Raw genomic sequence first — 14867 nt, forward strand, 5'->3', positions numbered from 1 at the left:
TGCAAAAATAATAATTATTTATTGCCGGCCAACATTTATTTAAGCTTATTTCTACTTATTTCTGAACAAAATATAGCTGTAGCTATGGCAACGTTCAATGATTCGGCCTCACCACCCCTTGGTATGGTGATAGCTTTGGTAACTAATTGCTTAACCCCATCGCTTAAACCGTTACCCTCATTACCCATAACAACCAGTCCCTCAATACCAAAATTGGTGTTGTAAATATTTTCGCCATCAAGCAAGGCGCCGTAAACGGGCAACTTTGCAGCGGCTAAAACCTGTGGTAAATTAACATAATGAACATTCATCCGCGATAGCGACCCCATGGTAGCCTGTACTACCTTTGGGTTATATACCTCTACACAATCTTCAGAACAGATGATATTTTCAATACCAAACCAGTCGGCAGTACGAATTATGGTGCCCATATTTCCCGGATCTTGAATTGCATCCAACACAATCGTAAATTTTTTGTTAAGGGTTGTAGCATTTAAAACCGGCCATTGTGGTATATTAACAACGGCAATAACATCGGGCGCGGTTTTTAAAGCAGTAATTTTTTCAATAACAGCAGATGAAATTTCCTGAGAGTTTATTTTCTGCGATAATTTGAGCATTTTTGGAGCGACGGCTGGGGTATGGTAAAGAGCTTGAATCTTGTAGGCCGAATTAGCAAATTCGGTGACAGATTTGTAGCCTTCGACCAAAAACTGTCCATGCTCCTTACGGAACTTTTTGTGTTGTAAGGATTGTAAAAAACTAATATTAGATTTTGAAAGCATATATAAGCACAAACAGATACCGTACTGCAATATTAAGTATTTTACTGCTCTTTATAGGCTCGGGCTGTAGTTTAACCCGTAATCTGAAAGATAACCAGGCATTGGTGCGCAAAATCACCATTAATGGTATGGACAAAGAATTTTCTGAACTTGCCGTTAATTATGTAGATAAAGAACAACAACCTAATAATGCGTTCAACCTGCAGCTTTATTATCTGTTTAATAAGAGTGGCAAAAAAAATATCGGAGAGCCACCTGCATTATTGGACAGCAATTTGGTTGAATTCTCTCGTTATCAAATAGAGCGTTTTATCCAAAGTAAGGGTTATTTAAAAGCTACCATTAGCGACAGCATTGTTATTAAAAAGAAAAAGGCCGAGCTAGTCTTTAATACTGTTCAGGGTCCGTTATTTAAAATACGCAAGATAAGTGACAGTATAGCTGATAAAAATGTCCGAAAACTATACCGCGAAAACCGTCCAAAGTTTTCGCACCTTCAGCCGGGCGGGCGCTTTGATACCGATAGTTTGGCATATGACCGTGATGGTTTTTACCAGGTAATGAAACGTAACGGCTATTTTGATTTTTATCGCCAATACATAAACTTTAATTATGATTCGACCTTTAACAGCAGCGTTGTTGATCTAACCCTGATTATTGACAACCCGGCGGATAAAAACACCCACCCAATTTATCATATTAATAATACCGTAATAACGATATCTAAAAGCAATGGCCGTACCGAAGGTAATGCTGATACACTTACAGTTGACTCACAATTTAGGTTTGTTGATTACTCGCAACGTTTTAAACCACACCCGGTAGTTGATTACATATTTCAAACCAAAGGCGACTTGTATAACTCTGATATGCAAACGCTGACCACATCGCGTCTATCGGAGTTAAATGTGTTTCGTAACGTACCTAACCCCACCTACACAAAAACAGCAGATAGTACTAACCGGCTAAACACGGTTATCAATATGACACCGTTGAAAAGAATGTCTGACCGTGTGGAGGGCGAGTTTCTTTTCAGCAACGGTCGCTATGGTTATAACGTGGGCAATACCTTTACCAATCGCAACATCTTTAAAAAGGCGGTAACCTTACAGATTAAGCTTAATTTAAGTGTCTTATATGATAACGGACGAAACTCGTCTGGTAGGACTAATTCGGTAGAAAATCAGGACTTTAAAGTGGGTGCCAACCTGGTATTCCCGTGGTTGGTTACGCCTTTTAATCTGGATAAACCGGGTAAATATGGTGTACCGCATACTACATTCTCTAGTAACTACTCTTTATTTTATCAAAAAGGATTAGTTGAGCGTACCAGCCTTATTAATTCGGTAACATACGATTTCCTGGAGCAGGCAAATAAGGTGCATAGCATAACGCCCATTGATATCGAATTTTCAAGAGGATCCATCGATAGGGAGGCATATGCCGAACTGTTAAAACAGAACAGATTCTCGTACATATACCTTATCGGCCGTACAGTATTCACTACTGGTAGCCAATACACCTACCAGGTTAATGGCAACAAGCTTAACACTTTTGCAGACTTTACCTATTTTAAAGGCTCTTTAGATATAGGTGGTAATATGCTATCGCTGGCGAGTAATGTCTTGAACACGCCAAAAGACACCTTGGGTAAGCGCACCATGTTTGGCTACACTTTTGCCCAATACGTTAAAACCGAACTTGATTTACGTATTTACAAAAGCTTTGGCGAGGAGCGCCAGTTTATACTGCGAATAAATCCGGGTATAGGCGTGCCGTTTGGTAACAGCACGCAACTGATTTTTGAAAAGAACTTTTATGCGGGCGGCGCCAACGATATGCGAGCCTGGTTACCCCGTACGCTCGGCCCCGGCCAGTTTAACCGTGGCACCGCTTACGGTGGCGACACGACGTTACGCAGCCGATTAAAATATATTGACCAGTTGGGCGAGATAAAATTTATCACCAATGCCGAGTACAGATTTAAACTGGCTAACAACTTCTTTGGCGCCAAGCTTAAGGGCGCTTTCTTTATGGATGCCGGTAATGTTTGGCGATTAAAGAAACAACCCGATAACCCTAATGGCGAATTTACTTTTGGCAACCTGCTAAATTCGACAGCTATTGGCGTTGGCGCCGGTTTACGGTTTGATGTTAGTTTCTTTGTATTCAGGCTAGACGCAGCATTTAAATTTAAGGACCCTCAATTTACCGGGGCAGACCAATGGGTATTGTTTAAACATGGTAATGAGCTTTTCCGCACGGGGACATTTAAACAGGCCTACCTATATAATAACCGCACAGGCCTTACAAACGATGGTCGTCCAATTGGCGACAGCTACAACTTTATGCAGCTTAACTTCGGCATAGGGATGCCTTTTTAATATGCAGATGGTTGTCTGATGCCACGATGATCACTGACTCGAGTATCGCTCGTTGCTGGTTTAACAACTAGTAACTCATTCTATCATTAAGTCATCCGCACAGCTCCGGATCTAGAATAACCCTCGCAAGCCATCAAATATACTCTCAAAGAAAGTTGGCACAGACAGGCCGTTGTGATGGTTGAAGTATAAAAAGATGCAAAAGATAACAAGGGCAATAATGATAAAACGCTTAAACATGTAACCAAGCAGCACCAGTGCCAGCGGGATGATCACCAATAATGCCCAGCTAATATGGAAGGGTTTGAGTTTACCATCTTGCTTGTAGATATAGTAAAGCATAGAATGTGTGCCATCATTGTTGATATGTTTCACATAAAAAAAAGCTGATTTTTCTAGCTTATGGCGATAAAAGGCAGTACCCTTATCAAAGCGTAATTGCTCCTGAAAACCGTTAACTGTAAAAGCAAATACACCCACTACATTTTCGGTGATATTGCCCGCAGTGTCGGTGGCCACAATAGCAACCTCACTCTCGGCAAAAGGATTTTCTTTCACCACAAAGTGATTAATAGTTATAGTGTCTGCAAATACGGATGCGCCCGTTATCAGCATCAGTGAAACAACAAGTAATAGCTTTTTCATTTTTTAGTATTAGGTTTGAACGTTACAAACAACCCGCAATAAAAATAGTTATATAATCTTACTAATCATCATTTGTGCAACCGAATCAGAATATACAATGCAGCATACACCGCTAAAGCATAAAATTTTACTGCTACTTTTTTTGTGGACTATACCCGTTGTTGCCGATGACACCCAAAAGGCTAACCTTGTATGTGGCAAATGGCTGTCAGACAATAAAGAGTTATTAGTGCTAATCTATCGCGACGGAAACACTTTTAAGGGCAAAAGCATTTGGTTCAAAAACAAAGATACAAGTAAAGACATGGGCGAATGGACAGACAAACATAATCCTAACCCTGCCCTACGCACTAGGAAGATAATGGGTATTGACATATTAACTGAACTTACCTATAACGCAGCATCAAACACGTGGGAGAACGGCAAAATTTATGATAGTAGCACTGGTAAGCTTTGGAGTACGTATGTAAAAATTGACAAAGCCGGCAAACTTAAAGCGACTGCGTATTGGGGCGTAAAATTCCTCAGCAAATCCATAACTTTTACGCGTTACAATGGCGAGAGGTTGGCTAACTAAATATTAGTGGTTTGCTTATCAAACAAAGAAGGCGATGAATAAATTCATCGCCTTCTTTGTTTGACTAATATGAATATCTGCTCTTTGAATTTAGCTTTTAGCAAATTCGCCATTAGCTTTGATCTGAACCTCGTCGCTCAACATTGGCGATTTGAATTTTGAACCAAAGTTAAATTCAGAACGTTTTATCTCGCCTGTTACCTGGAAACCTGCAATTTCTTTGCCACCCTGGCCTGCAACAGTGCCACGGTACCATAAATCAAGCACTACAGGTTTAGTAACACCATTTAAAGTAAAGTTACCTTTCAATTTATAACGGTTAGCACCTGCACCTTTAGTTATACCCGTGCTGGTAAAGTTCATGGTTGGATTTTTAGCCACATCGAAAAAGTCAGGGCTTTTTAAGTGAGCGTCGCGCTTTTCAATTTCTGTGTTGATAGATGCTGTTTGAGCCACCAGGGTAAATTTAGCATCGCTAAAATCGGGTTTAGTGTTAACTATGGTAACGTCAAAATCTTTAAATAGGCCTTCAACATCCGACACTGCTAAGTGCGTGATAGTGAACGTTAATTTTGAGTGTGCTTTGTCTACTTTCCAGGTAGATTGTGCCATTGACGCAGTAGCAGTTAATAATGCTATAGCTAAAATTGAAAAAATCTTCTTCATTGTTTTGTGTGATTTGTTGTTTTAAATTCGAATCAAATATAGATACAAAAGTCAAATTAAATGTTTAAACATTTAATTTGACTTTTGTATGTTTTTTCTGCCGAACGCGGTTTAAGGTCTAGCAAGTAACTGATATAAAACTACCATATTTAAACCGCGACTCAAAATCACGCGAAACAATTATGCGCATTTAAGGTATATTTACCAAAACCGCTACTATGACTTTTAAGCTGCCCAAAGAATCGTTAACAATTATGAACGAGTTGGTATTACCTAACGATACCAATACGTTGAACAATTTGATGGGCGGGCGATTATTGCATTGGATGGACATTGCAGCGGCTATATCGGCACAAAAACATTGTAACCGCATTGTGGTAACAGCCTCTGTTGATAACGTATCCTTCAAACACGCTATCAAACTGGGGGATGTGGTAACCATTGAAGCTAAAGTAACCCGTGCGTTCAATACATCTGTAGAAGTGCGTCTGGATGTTTGGGCGCAAAACGTACCATCGGCCACTATTGTAAAAAGTAATGAAGCTTATTACACTTTTGTAGCTTTGGATGCCGAAAGTAATAAAGTTAGGGTACCCGAACTGAAACCGGAAACAATTGTCGAAACCGAATTATACAACGGCGCACTGCACCGCCGCCAGTTACGCTTAGTGCTTGGTGGCAAAATGAAAGCCGATGATGCTACAGAGCTTAAAGCTTTATTTTTTGGCGAGCGGAAATAATTTATTGATTGGTTTAGAAATATTAATTTTACTGGATATCTAAACCATCTAACATGAAACGCCATTTGATATTATATAGCACCCTGATTGTTTTGAGCGCTTGCGCTGTAAAAAAACAAGGTGTTACTCAATCCACTAAAGCAAATACTACCGTAGTGGCCCAGGCTGACGGCTCTTCATACGAAAAAGCTATAGTAATAAATGCTTCCGGCGAAATGCAGGGCATTAAAGCTGAGTACGACTGGCTAAAGCAAAACTATCCGGGTTATACAAGAAAGGGGCAATCGTCAGGCTCATATAATAAAAGACAATACGACATGTTACAGTTTACTACTGCTGACGGAAATGCCAAAACCATTTACTTTGATATTACGTCCTTTTTCGGAAAGTTTTAGCCCACGGCTTACGGTCTAATTTCCTAATTCTAAAATACGGTCAAACTCTTCAGGCTTAAGGCTTATTACAGACAGGCGTCCCTGGCGTATCAGGCCAATATCTTTAAGCCGTTCGTCGCCTTTTATGGTGGCAAGGGTAACAGGGGTTTTCAGTGCCTCCACGGGTGATAGCTCAACGACTAGCCAGTTTGGTTCAGTCGTGGTTGGGTCTTGATATGATTCTTTAACAATTTTAGCAATACCCACAACCTCTTTACCCTCGTTACTATGATAAAATAGCACCAAGTCACCCTCTTTCATATCGCGTAGGTTATTGCGTGCCTGATAGTTGCGTACGCCATCCCAAAAGGTGCGGCCGTCCTGATTGAATTTTTCCCAGCTGTATTTAAAAGGTTCAGATTTTACTAACCAATACTTCATATGATGTTGCAATAAATGTGAGGTAAAGCTATTAAAAAGGGGACGAAATTAAACTATTGCTACTAACAAAACGACATCATTGCTGTTGAAGTAAAAAACAAAGCACAATGAGAAAGCGCATACTACCTATTATAATTTCAGTTTTAGTGTTGATCGTTATCGGCGTGGTTTACTACCGCTACTACTTCGTTTTTGGCGATGGAACAAAAGCCGGGACCATGAATTACTTTGTGCGCAAAGGTTATATGTTTAAAACTTACGAAGGACGGCTGATACAAACGGGTATTCGTACCCCTGTTCAGGGTAGTATTCAATCAAATGAGTTTATGTTTTCGGTAACGGACGAGAAGGTTGCTGATAAGTTGAACAGAAGCGCCGGCGCTTTCCTGGAGCTGCATTATAAAGAATACCTGCATACCTTGCCATGGCGCGGCGTTAGTGTTTTTGTGGTAGATAGTGTAGTTTCTGCCAGACCGATTGATCCGACACGTTAATTGTAGACCGGTCTGGTAAGCAAATCAGCACAGATATCTTTCGCTTCAATATCGTTTATCTTATGGCGTAATATTCTGATAAGTTCATCATCCAGATACTCGTATTCATCAGCAATGAATAATACACCATAGGTGGTAGTTGCAGCTGGCGGTAAATATCTTTTATTTCGACCGGTGATCTGTTTCCATAACCAATACCAGACTGGCCCAACTCAAATCGTTCTCTGAAATCTTACGGTCACTTTTAGGGCTAAGGCCCGCCGAACGGGATATTAAACCTATCGTCATTTTTGAATATGTACTCTGCAGTGCGGCTGCGGCGTTTGTTCTTACCACAAATCACTAATATATTGGGTCTCTCCGCCATTTAATTCATCTAATGCTTATCCGGTTTATCAGATAAGAGTACCAAACACCATTGATATCTCAAAGGTAAATAAATTTCATTGGTCTTACTTTATTGAAGTTTCATACTTTCAAGCCGTTTTAGGCCTTAGTGTTATTTAAACACTCGAATCACCCACTTTGGCACTGCATTTGAATAAGTGCGGTAGCATGCAAACAAGTCATTTAAATACTGATTACCATACAATATCATTAGATATGGACAGCTTGTTGTATTCATTATACAAAACGAAAAACGTCGACGATGCTTATAAAATCATATAAACTTATTCTTTTAACTTGCTGCGTTATCGGGGCAACGGGTTGTAAAAAACTTGCTAACATGGATCCGGCACCATCAGTACCCATAGGTGTTAAAGAAACGAGTACCATTGTGATCCTGGGTTCTTCGACCGCACAAGGATTTGGCGCAAGTAGCCCTGATTCTTCATGGGCTAAAAAGCTAGAGGTATTTATGAACAAAAAAAGTAAATCGAATTTCGTTAACCTTGCTTATGGCGGCTTTACTACTTATCATGTTTTACCTTCGGGATGTACAGCTCCTGAAAAAATACAGCCGGATACTGCACGCAACATTACCAAGGCGCTATCTTACAAACCAACTTTGGTGATAATCAGCTTGCCAAACAACGATGTAGCTAATAATTATACTAATAAGGAAATAGTTGAAAACTTCGGTAAATTGACTCATATACTTGATTCTTCCAAAATTCAATATATCGTTTTTAGCACACAACCACGGGATTTTACGACCTTGGAACAAAGGAGACAGATTACAACGTTAAACGATACACTAAAAGCCGTTTACGGTTACCATTTTAATGATTTTCTGGCCGCATTAAGCGATACTGATTACTTTATTAAGCCCGAAGTAGCTTATGGCGATGCTGTGCATATTAACAATGCAGGCCATACTATAATATTTAACGCCATATCGAAACATGCTTTGTTAACAAACAGCTGCAAATGTTCTGTTAGCAATTGATAGCTTGTTAGAAATATTAATGTAAAATCTTAAACATCAATTCTTTCATTAGCCCCCCATGGTCGGTAAGCGAATCTACCCCTTTGCTTTTAAGATCATATTGGCGCAAGTAGCTAATAATCTGCATGGTTTTTCCATAAGGGTAGCTACGTGCAGCAGCCTCGTAGTCCTTCACAAAAAACGGACTCACGCCTAACTCTTTCGCCAGGTTCTGCTGCGACTTGTCGCGCACGTAGTGATAAACCAGCACTTTAGTAAAAAAGTTATTAAGGTTACCCAATACCAGAACTATAGGGTTATTCTTTGGGTTAGCTTCAAAGTAGTTCAGGATCTGGTTTATCTTTAACACATCCTTTTTACCTAAAGCAGTCTGCAACTCGAATACATTATATTCTTTGCTTATACCAATATTGTCCTGAATATGTTTAAGCGTCACTTCCTGCCCGGCGGCTACGTTAAGCATCAACTTATCAAGCTCGTTGGCTATTTTAGACAGATCATTTCCAAGATACTCTGACAGCATTGCTGATGCCTGTGAACCTATTTTGTAATTACGTTCGGTAAGATATCCCTCTATCCATCCCGGTATTTTATTGTCATATAAGCTTGCCGACTCAAATACCAAGCCGCTCTTCTCAATAGCCTTGTAGGTTTTTTTTCGTTTATCAAACTTGCCGTATTTGTAGCAAAATACCAATATGGTGCTGTTTAACGGATTTTCAAGGTAAGCTAACAAGGGGTTAATGCTTTTTTTATCATCACCCTCCGTTCCCCACTTCATTTCTTGCGCTTCTTTAATCAACACAACCTGGTAGTCGGCCATCATGGGGTAACGCTTGGCCGCATTCAGCACGGTCATCACATCGGTATCCTTGCCATAAAGAACGGTCTGATTAAAGCCTTTCTCTGCATCACTCAGTAGCTTGTGCTCTACAAAACTGCTTACCATATCAATAAAATAAGGCTCCTCCCCATGTAAAAGGTAAACAGGCTTGTACTTACGACTTTTTAAGTCTTTAATAATATCAGCAGCACTCATTGAAATCAAAAGTAAAAATTCAAAAGTCAAAAAATGGGTGTGTTAACAAATAATGCTTTTAATTTTTACTTTTGACGTTTGACTTTCAATAGATGCTTCAACCACTTAACCTCCCACCGTATCCGTTTAAAATAACCGATGAGAACGGGGCCTTAAGTTTGTTTGATGAGATCCGCAAACGTAACATCATCATTACTCCCGAAGAATGGGTGCGCCAGCATTTTGTGCAATACCTTATCGGCCACAAAAATTATCCAAAAAGTTTATTAAAGTTAGAGGGCGGGCATAAACTGCATGGCAAGCAAAAAAGATCAGACATAATTGCTTTTAATACCGCCGGCGATAAAGTTTTAATGGTAGAGTGCAAAGCCCCTGGGGTACCTATTAATCAAAAAGTGTTTGACCAGGTGGCACGCTATAATATTGTACACAAAATTGGCTTACTAGCAGTTACCAATGGCCTGCAGCACTTTTACTGTCGTATTAACTTTGAGCGAAAAAATTACCAGTTTATTGAGGAACTGCCTGATTATCAAAAAATGTAAACCTCTGGCCAGGTTTGTTTGATACCAGCGACTGAATCTTGTCAAACAGCTCGCTTGGCTTAAACGGTTTAGATACGTAATCGTCCATACCAGACTCTTGTACACGCTCGCGAATGTCAAACAAAGCCGATGCAGTAAGCGCGATGATAGGGATCCTTGATTTTTGAATGTCTGCCATTTTGCGAATTTCGATCGCCGCGTCAAAGCCGTTCATCACCGGCATTTGCAGGTCCATTAAAATAATATCAAAGTTACCATATTGTACAAGCTCGACAGCACGCTCGCCATTCTCGGCTATGGTTGGCGCAATATTCCATTTTGATAATAGCTTTTTCATCAGCATAACGTTTACCGGGTTGTCCTCGGCAATTAGCATGCGTATTGAACTTAAGCTTTCGGCGTCTCCGGCAATTTGCAGAGGCTGGTTTTTAGCTGGCTCAAAAGCTTCGGTAGATACGGCTAACTCCATATTGAAAGAAAATTCAGACCCAACGCCCGGTTGGCTCATCACCCTTATTTTAAGTCCTTGTATTTCTAGCAAACGCTTAACAATAGCCAATCCCAGACCCGTACCACCATATTGCCGTGTCGTGCTCAATGACTCCTGTATAAAAGGTTCAAAGATGAGGTCCAGCTTATCTTTCTCAATACCAATTCCCGTATCCTTTACAGCAAAATTAACGGTTACTAAGTTATGCCTATCTTGTATACATGTAGCTTTGACCCATATATTACCATGAGCTGTAAATTTAATGGCATTGCTTATTAGGTTAAATATTATTTGAGTAAGACGTGTAGGGTCACCAAATAATACCTTGCGGGTAAGGCAAGGGTCGATATCAAAACTGAAATTCAAGCCTTTTGCCTGGGCTGTTAGCATTTGACCGCCGCAAATGTTGTTCAGTAGCTCAACTATGTTAAACTTTGTATTTTCAAATACCAGTTTACCCGCTTCGATCTTGTTAAAGTCAAGAACGTCATTCACAATAGATAAGAGGTTGCCAGCCGAAAATTTCAACACTTCAAGATTTTCTTTCTGGTCGGGTCGTGGATTTCCCGTTATCAGCAGGTTGCTCATTCCTATTACGGCATTAAGCGGTGTCCTGATCTCGTGCGACATTGTGGATAAAAACTCTGACTTCGCTTCAGAGGATTTTTGAGCCTTTTCCATAGCCGATTCAAATTTTGCAGTAAGGCCGCTTTGCTTATCGCTCGTTTCTTTAAGCTCCGTGATACTGCGTACAAACGCGTTATGGAAATGAGTATGTATAAATATAATTAAAGCAAAACAAGCAAACATTGCAGCAATTGCAGTGGTATCGTTAACCTTTTCTGGCTTAAACGACATGACATAGTTATTGCTGTATTGCAGCAATATCATAATTAAAACCGGCATAATGTTAACTAAGGAATAGATCATACCTATTCTTTGCCCTAACATGTAAAAACTAAAAAGCATTATGGCTATCAATACTTCAATTGTAACCACATCAACATTTTGTATAGCAATAAAAACATCAATAACATTAGCCAACGTTGCTATAACGAGTATAATATGCGAGATCAACGTCCAGCGGGGCTTATAAGTTAAAAACTTAAACAATACTGCTGCCGATAGAAACATGAGGCCGTTTGTTATTGATAAAATGGTATGTTGCTGGTACAACACATCAATAAACAATAAAAACAGCGTAAAAAACGATAATGCCAGACCATAATATAACAATCGTAAACGCGCGCTGTCTAGTATCGAAAGATTCTCAGAGAGGATCCTGCGAATAGAGAAATTAAAAAAGCCTGCGTTTTTGGTCATCTTCCGGTTTGTTAGCACTAGTGCTGTACAATGAAATATTTTTAGCATTATAAGCGTTTATTTAACACCGATAAGGCTGAAAATATCAGGGATAGTACGGTAAAGCTATTGCAATTAGTTTGCCAATCCTGCCAGGGCCTCCTCAATGATCCTGATTTTAGCTTCCGCGTCGGCTTTCTTTTTCTGCTCAGCGTCAATTACTTCGGGCTTGGCATTAGCCATAAAGCGCTCGTTATTGAGCTTAGAATTTACAGATTTTAAAAAGCCCTGCAGGTACCCCCTCTCTTTTTCTAACCTTTCTTTTTCAGCGTCAATGTCGATATCCTCATTCAAAGGCACGTAAAACTCATCTGTAAGCACCAGGAAATGACTTGCACCATTTAACTTGTCGTTAACCACCAACAGCTCATTTAGGTTAGCCAACTTAGTTAAAATCGCTTTATACGACAAATGGTTTATCCCTGAATTTGCTTTAACAGAAAGCGACAGACTTTCTTTTGGCGAAATTTGTTTGGTATTGCGAATGTTTCTTACCTGGGTAATTACTTGCTTCACGCTCTCCACATCTGCCAATAATTGAGTATTAAATTCCCCGTTTGTCGGCAGTTGTGCAACAATACAACAATCCAGTGTTTCGCGTTCGCCAAATAATTCATCATGCCACAACTCTTCGGTAATAAAGGGCATAAAGGGATGTAGGATTTTTAAAATATTCTCGAAAAATTTAATGGTACTGTTATACGTATCAATATCAATAGGATGTTGATACGTAGGCTTGATCATTTCCAGATACCAGGCGCAAAAATCATCCCAAACCAACTTATAAGTCGCCATTAACGCTTCAGACAAACGATACTGGGCAAAGTTATCCTCTATCTCCACCATTGCCTGATTAAAGCGACTGTCGAACCAATTAATGGCGACCTGGTTAGGATTTGGCAAGGTAGTATCAACCTCCCAGCCTTTTACCAGGCGGAAAGCGTTCCATAATTTATTATAAAAGTTCCGGCCCTGCTCGCAGTAGCTTTCGTCAAACATTAAATCGTTACCGGCAGGCGAGCTTAGCAGCATACCGACACGCACGCCGTCGGCACCGTATTTCTCAATCAGATCTAGCGGATCAGGAGAATTACCTAATGATTTTGACATCTTGCGGCCTAGCTTGTCTCTAACTATGCCTGTCAGATAAACATTACGAAAAGGTAACTGCCCCCTAAACTCATGGCTGGCCATGATCATGCGCGCTACCCAAAAAAACAATATCTCGGGTGCGGTAACCAAATCATTAGTTGGATAGTAATAGTTGATATCCGCATTGTTTGGATCTTTAAACCCGTCAAAAACCGATATAGGCCATAACCATGATGAGAACCAGGTATCCACAACGTCTTCTTCCTGCGTTAAATCTGCCAGAGTCAGGTTGGGATCTGTTGCTTTTGCATGTTCTAAAGCTTCTTCGATCGTTTTTGCAATAACATATTGGCCATTTGGCAAATAGTACGCAGGAATTTGCTGCCCCCACCATAATTGGCGGCTAATACACCAATCCTTTACGTTCTCCATCCAGTGGCGATAAGTATTGGTAAATTTTTCAGGGATCAGTTTTATCTCGCCATTCAACACATAATCCAGCGCAGGCTTGGCCATATCTTCCATCTTACAAAACCACTGCATAGATAGTTTGGGCTCAATAACCGCGTTAGTACGCTCGCTAAAACCAACTTGTGATTTATATTCTTCAACCTTTTCTAACTGGCCGGCCTCTTCCAGCATTGCCGCAATCTTTTTACGGGCAGTAAAACGGTCCTCACCAACTAAAATTTCGGCTTTAGCGTTCAGCGTACCATCGTCGTTCAAAATATCAATAACCTGCAGGTTGTGTTTTTGACCCAACTCATAATCATTCAAATCATGCGCCGGAGTAACCTTTAAACAGCCTGTACCAAAATCCATTTCAACGTATTCATCAAGTATAACCGGTATTTCGCGGTTAATTAGCGGTATAAATACCGTTTTGCCATGCAGATGCGTGTAACGCTCATCGTTGGGGTTAACACAGATAGCTGCATCGGCCATAATTGTTTCAGGGCGCGTAGTAGCTATTATTAAAAACTCTGAGGTACTGGCAATCGAGTATTTTATGTAGAATAATTTCTGATTAACTTCTTTGCGGATAACTTCCTCGTCGCTAACAGCGGTTTTGCCTTGCGGGTCCCAGTTTACCATGCGGATACCGCGATAAATAAGCCCCTTTTTATGCAGATGTATAAATGTATCAATAACCGCTTCCGACAAATTATCATCCATAGTAAACTTGGTACGTTCCCAATCGCAAGATGCACCCAGTTTTTTCAATTGCTCCAGGATGATCCCGCCGTATTTTTCTTTCCACTCCCACGCATAGTTTAAAAATTCGGGGCGGGTAAGGTCTTTTTTGCTGATACCGCGCTCTTTAAGCATGGCAACGACTTTAGCTTCGGTAGCTATACTGGCGTGATCTGTACCCGGCACCCAACAGGCATTTTTGCCTTTCATACGGGCGCGGCGTATCAGCACGTCTTGTATGGTATTGTTTAACATGTGGCCCATGTGTAGTACACCGGTAACGTTTGGCGGTGGTATTACAATAGTATAAGGTTCGCGATTGTCAGGTACAGACCTGAAAAAATTATTCTGCAACCAGTAACTGTACCATTTCTCTTCGGCCTCTTTTGGCAAATATGTTTTAGCAATACTCATAAGGGTACAAATTTAACGTTTTGGATTATATGTTTGGGCATGTATTGTCGGGAAAAAGGTTTGCCGGATAACAGCCTGAAAGTTAACTTTACCTGTCTCGACTTTACCCGACTAAGACACTTGAAAACCACCGCTAGCACAATAAAAACCAGTGTACGTAAGTTTTTGATTACAGCGGGGGTAAAATTTACAATTAGTTAAAAAAATGTTTACTATTGCTGCAATAACTGATACT

General features: G+C 40.2%; 15 protein-coding genes. 7 read left to right on the plus strand and 8 right to left on the minus strand.

Features of this window, described 5'->3' with window-relative positions; genetic code table 11:
- Nucleotides 1-35 precede the first annotated feature (35 nt).
- Nucleotides 36-785 carry a TrmH family RNA methyltransferase gene (locus tag ACFSYC_RS16225; RefSeq protein ID WP_377129706.1) on the minus strand — a complete coding sequence of 250 codons (750 nt, stop codon included), beginning with the start codon at nt 783-785 and terminating at the stop codon, nt 36-38.
- Here ACFSYC_RS16225 and tamL point away from each other — a divergent pair.
- Nucleotides 776-3169 (plus strand): translocation and assembly module lipoprotein TamL, encoded by a 2394-nt coding sequence (tamL, locus tag ACFSYC_RS16230; protein WP_377129707.1) that lies wholly within the window; start codon nt 776-778, stop codon nt 3167-3169. The genes ACFSYC_RS16225 and tamL overlap by 10 nt on opposite strands.
- Before the next feature lie 111 nt (nt 3170-3280).
- Here the strand turns inward: tamL and ACFSYC_RS16235 are convergent, their stop codons facing one another.
- Nucleotides 3281-3814, minus strand: coding sequence for a hypothetical protein (locus tag ACFSYC_RS16235; protein WP_377129709.1), 534 nt, complete (start codon nt 3812-3814; stop codon nt 3281-3283).
- Nucleotides 3815-3911: 97 nt separating this feature from the next.
- Between ACFSYC_RS16235 and ACFSYC_RS16240 the strand changes: the two genes are divergently transcribed.
- Nucleotides 3912-4391, plus strand: a complete 480-nt coding sequence (locus ACFSYC_RS16240) for a DUF2147 domain-containing protein (RefSeq protein ID WP_377129711.1) — start codon at nt 3912-3914, stop codon at nt 4389-4391.
- Between the two features lie 90 nt (nt 4392-4481).
- Here ACFSYC_RS16240 and ACFSYC_RS16245 read toward each other — a convergent pair whose 3' ends face one another.
- Nucleotides 4482-5057 carry a YceI family protein gene (locus tag ACFSYC_RS16245; RefSeq protein WP_377129713.1) on the minus strand — a complete coding sequence of 192 codons (576 nt, stop codon included), beginning with the start codon at nt 5055-5057 and terminating at the stop codon, nt 4482-4484.
- 218 nt (nt 5058-5275) lie between these two features.
- On the opposite strand from ACFSYC_RS16245, the gene ACFSYC_RS16250 reads away from it, so the two are divergent.
- Nucleotides 5276-5797, plus strand: a complete 522-nt coding sequence (locus ACFSYC_RS16250) for an acyl-CoA thioesterase (RefSeq protein WP_377129715.1) — start codon at nt 5276-5278, stop codon at nt 5795-5797.
- A gap of 53 nt (nt 5798-5850) precedes the next feature.
- The gene (locus tag ACFSYC_RS16255) at nt 5851-6192 is read left to right on the plus strand and encodes an adenosylhomocysteinase (protein WP_377129717.1); all 342 of its coding nucleotides are present in this window, start codon (nt 5851-5853) and stop codon (nt 6190-6192) included.
- A 15-nt stretch (nt 6193-6207) separates the two neighbouring features.
- Here ACFSYC_RS16255 and ACFSYC_RS16260 read toward each other — a convergent pair whose 3' ends face one another.
- On the minus strand, nt 6208-6612 hold the full coding sequence (locus tag ACFSYC_RS16260; protein ID WP_377129719.1) for an EVE domain-containing protein: 405 nt from the start codon (nt 6610-6612) through the stop codon (nt 6208-6210).
- Between the two features lie 107 nt (nt 6613-6719).
- Here ACFSYC_RS16260 and ACFSYC_RS16265 point away from each other — a divergent pair, with 107 nt between their 5' ends.
- Complete coding sequence (locus ACFSYC_RS16265; RefSeq protein WP_377129721.1) at nt 6720-7106, plus strand: hypothetical protein; 387 nt, start codon at nt 6720-6722, stop codon at nt 7104-7106.
- A 162-nt stretch (nt 7107-7268) separates the two neighbouring features.
- On the opposite strand, the gene ACFSYC_RS16270 is transcribed toward ACFSYC_RS16265, so the two are convergent.
- Nucleotides 7269-7394: a hypothetical protein gene (locus tag ACFSYC_RS16270; RefSeq protein WP_377129723.1), complete on the minus strand. Its 126-nt coding sequence runs from the start codon at nt 7392-7394 to the stop codon at nt 7269-7271.
- Nucleotides 7395-7833: 439 nt separating this feature from the next.
- On the opposite strand from ACFSYC_RS16270, the gene ACFSYC_RS16275 reads away from it, so the two are divergent.
- A complete protein-coding gene (locus ACFSYC_RS16275; protein ID WP_377129725.1) occupies nt 7834-8496 on the plus strand; it encodes an SGNH/GDSL hydrolase family protein in 663 nt (220 codons plus the stop codon).
- Between the two features lie 16 nt (nt 8497-8512).
- On the opposite strand, the gene holA is transcribed toward ACFSYC_RS16275, so the two are convergent.
- Complete coding sequence (gene holA / locus ACFSYC_RS16280; protein ID WP_377129727.1) at nt 8513-9535, minus strand: DNA polymerase III subunit delta; 1023 nt, start codon at nt 9533-9535, stop codon at nt 8513-8515.
- A gap of 92 nt (nt 9536-9627) precedes the next feature.
- Here holA and ACFSYC_RS16285 point away from each other — a divergent pair, with 92 nt between their 5' ends.
- Entirely contained in the window at nt 9628-10080 is a 453-nt protein-coding gene (locus ACFSYC_RS16285) for a type I restriction enzyme HsdR N-terminal domain-containing protein (RefSeq protein ID WP_377129729.1), read from the plus strand.
- On the opposite strand, the gene ACFSYC_RS16290 is transcribed toward ACFSYC_RS16285, so the two are convergent.
- A complete protein-coding gene (locus tag ACFSYC_RS16290; RefSeq protein ID WP_377129731.1) occupies nt 10046-11893 on the minus strand; it encodes an ATP-binding protein in 1848 nt (615 codons plus the stop codon). The two genes, ACFSYC_RS16285 and ACFSYC_RS16290, sit on opposite strands and share 35 nt — an antisense overlap.
- A 114-nt stretch (nt 11894-12007) precedes the next feature.
- Nucleotides 12008-14632 (minus strand): valine--tRNA ligase, encoded by a 2625-nt coding sequence (locus ACFSYC_RS16295; protein WP_377129733.1) that lies wholly within the window; start codon nt 14630-14632, stop codon nt 12008-12010.
- Nucleotides 14633-14867 lie beyond the last annotated feature (235 nt).

Origin of the sequence: Mucilaginibacter antarcticus, from assembly GCF_042686155.1 — a bacterium.
GTDB lineage: Bacteria > Bacteroidota > Bacteroidia > Sphingobacteriales > Sphingobacteriaceae > Mucilaginibacter > Mucilaginibacter antarcticus.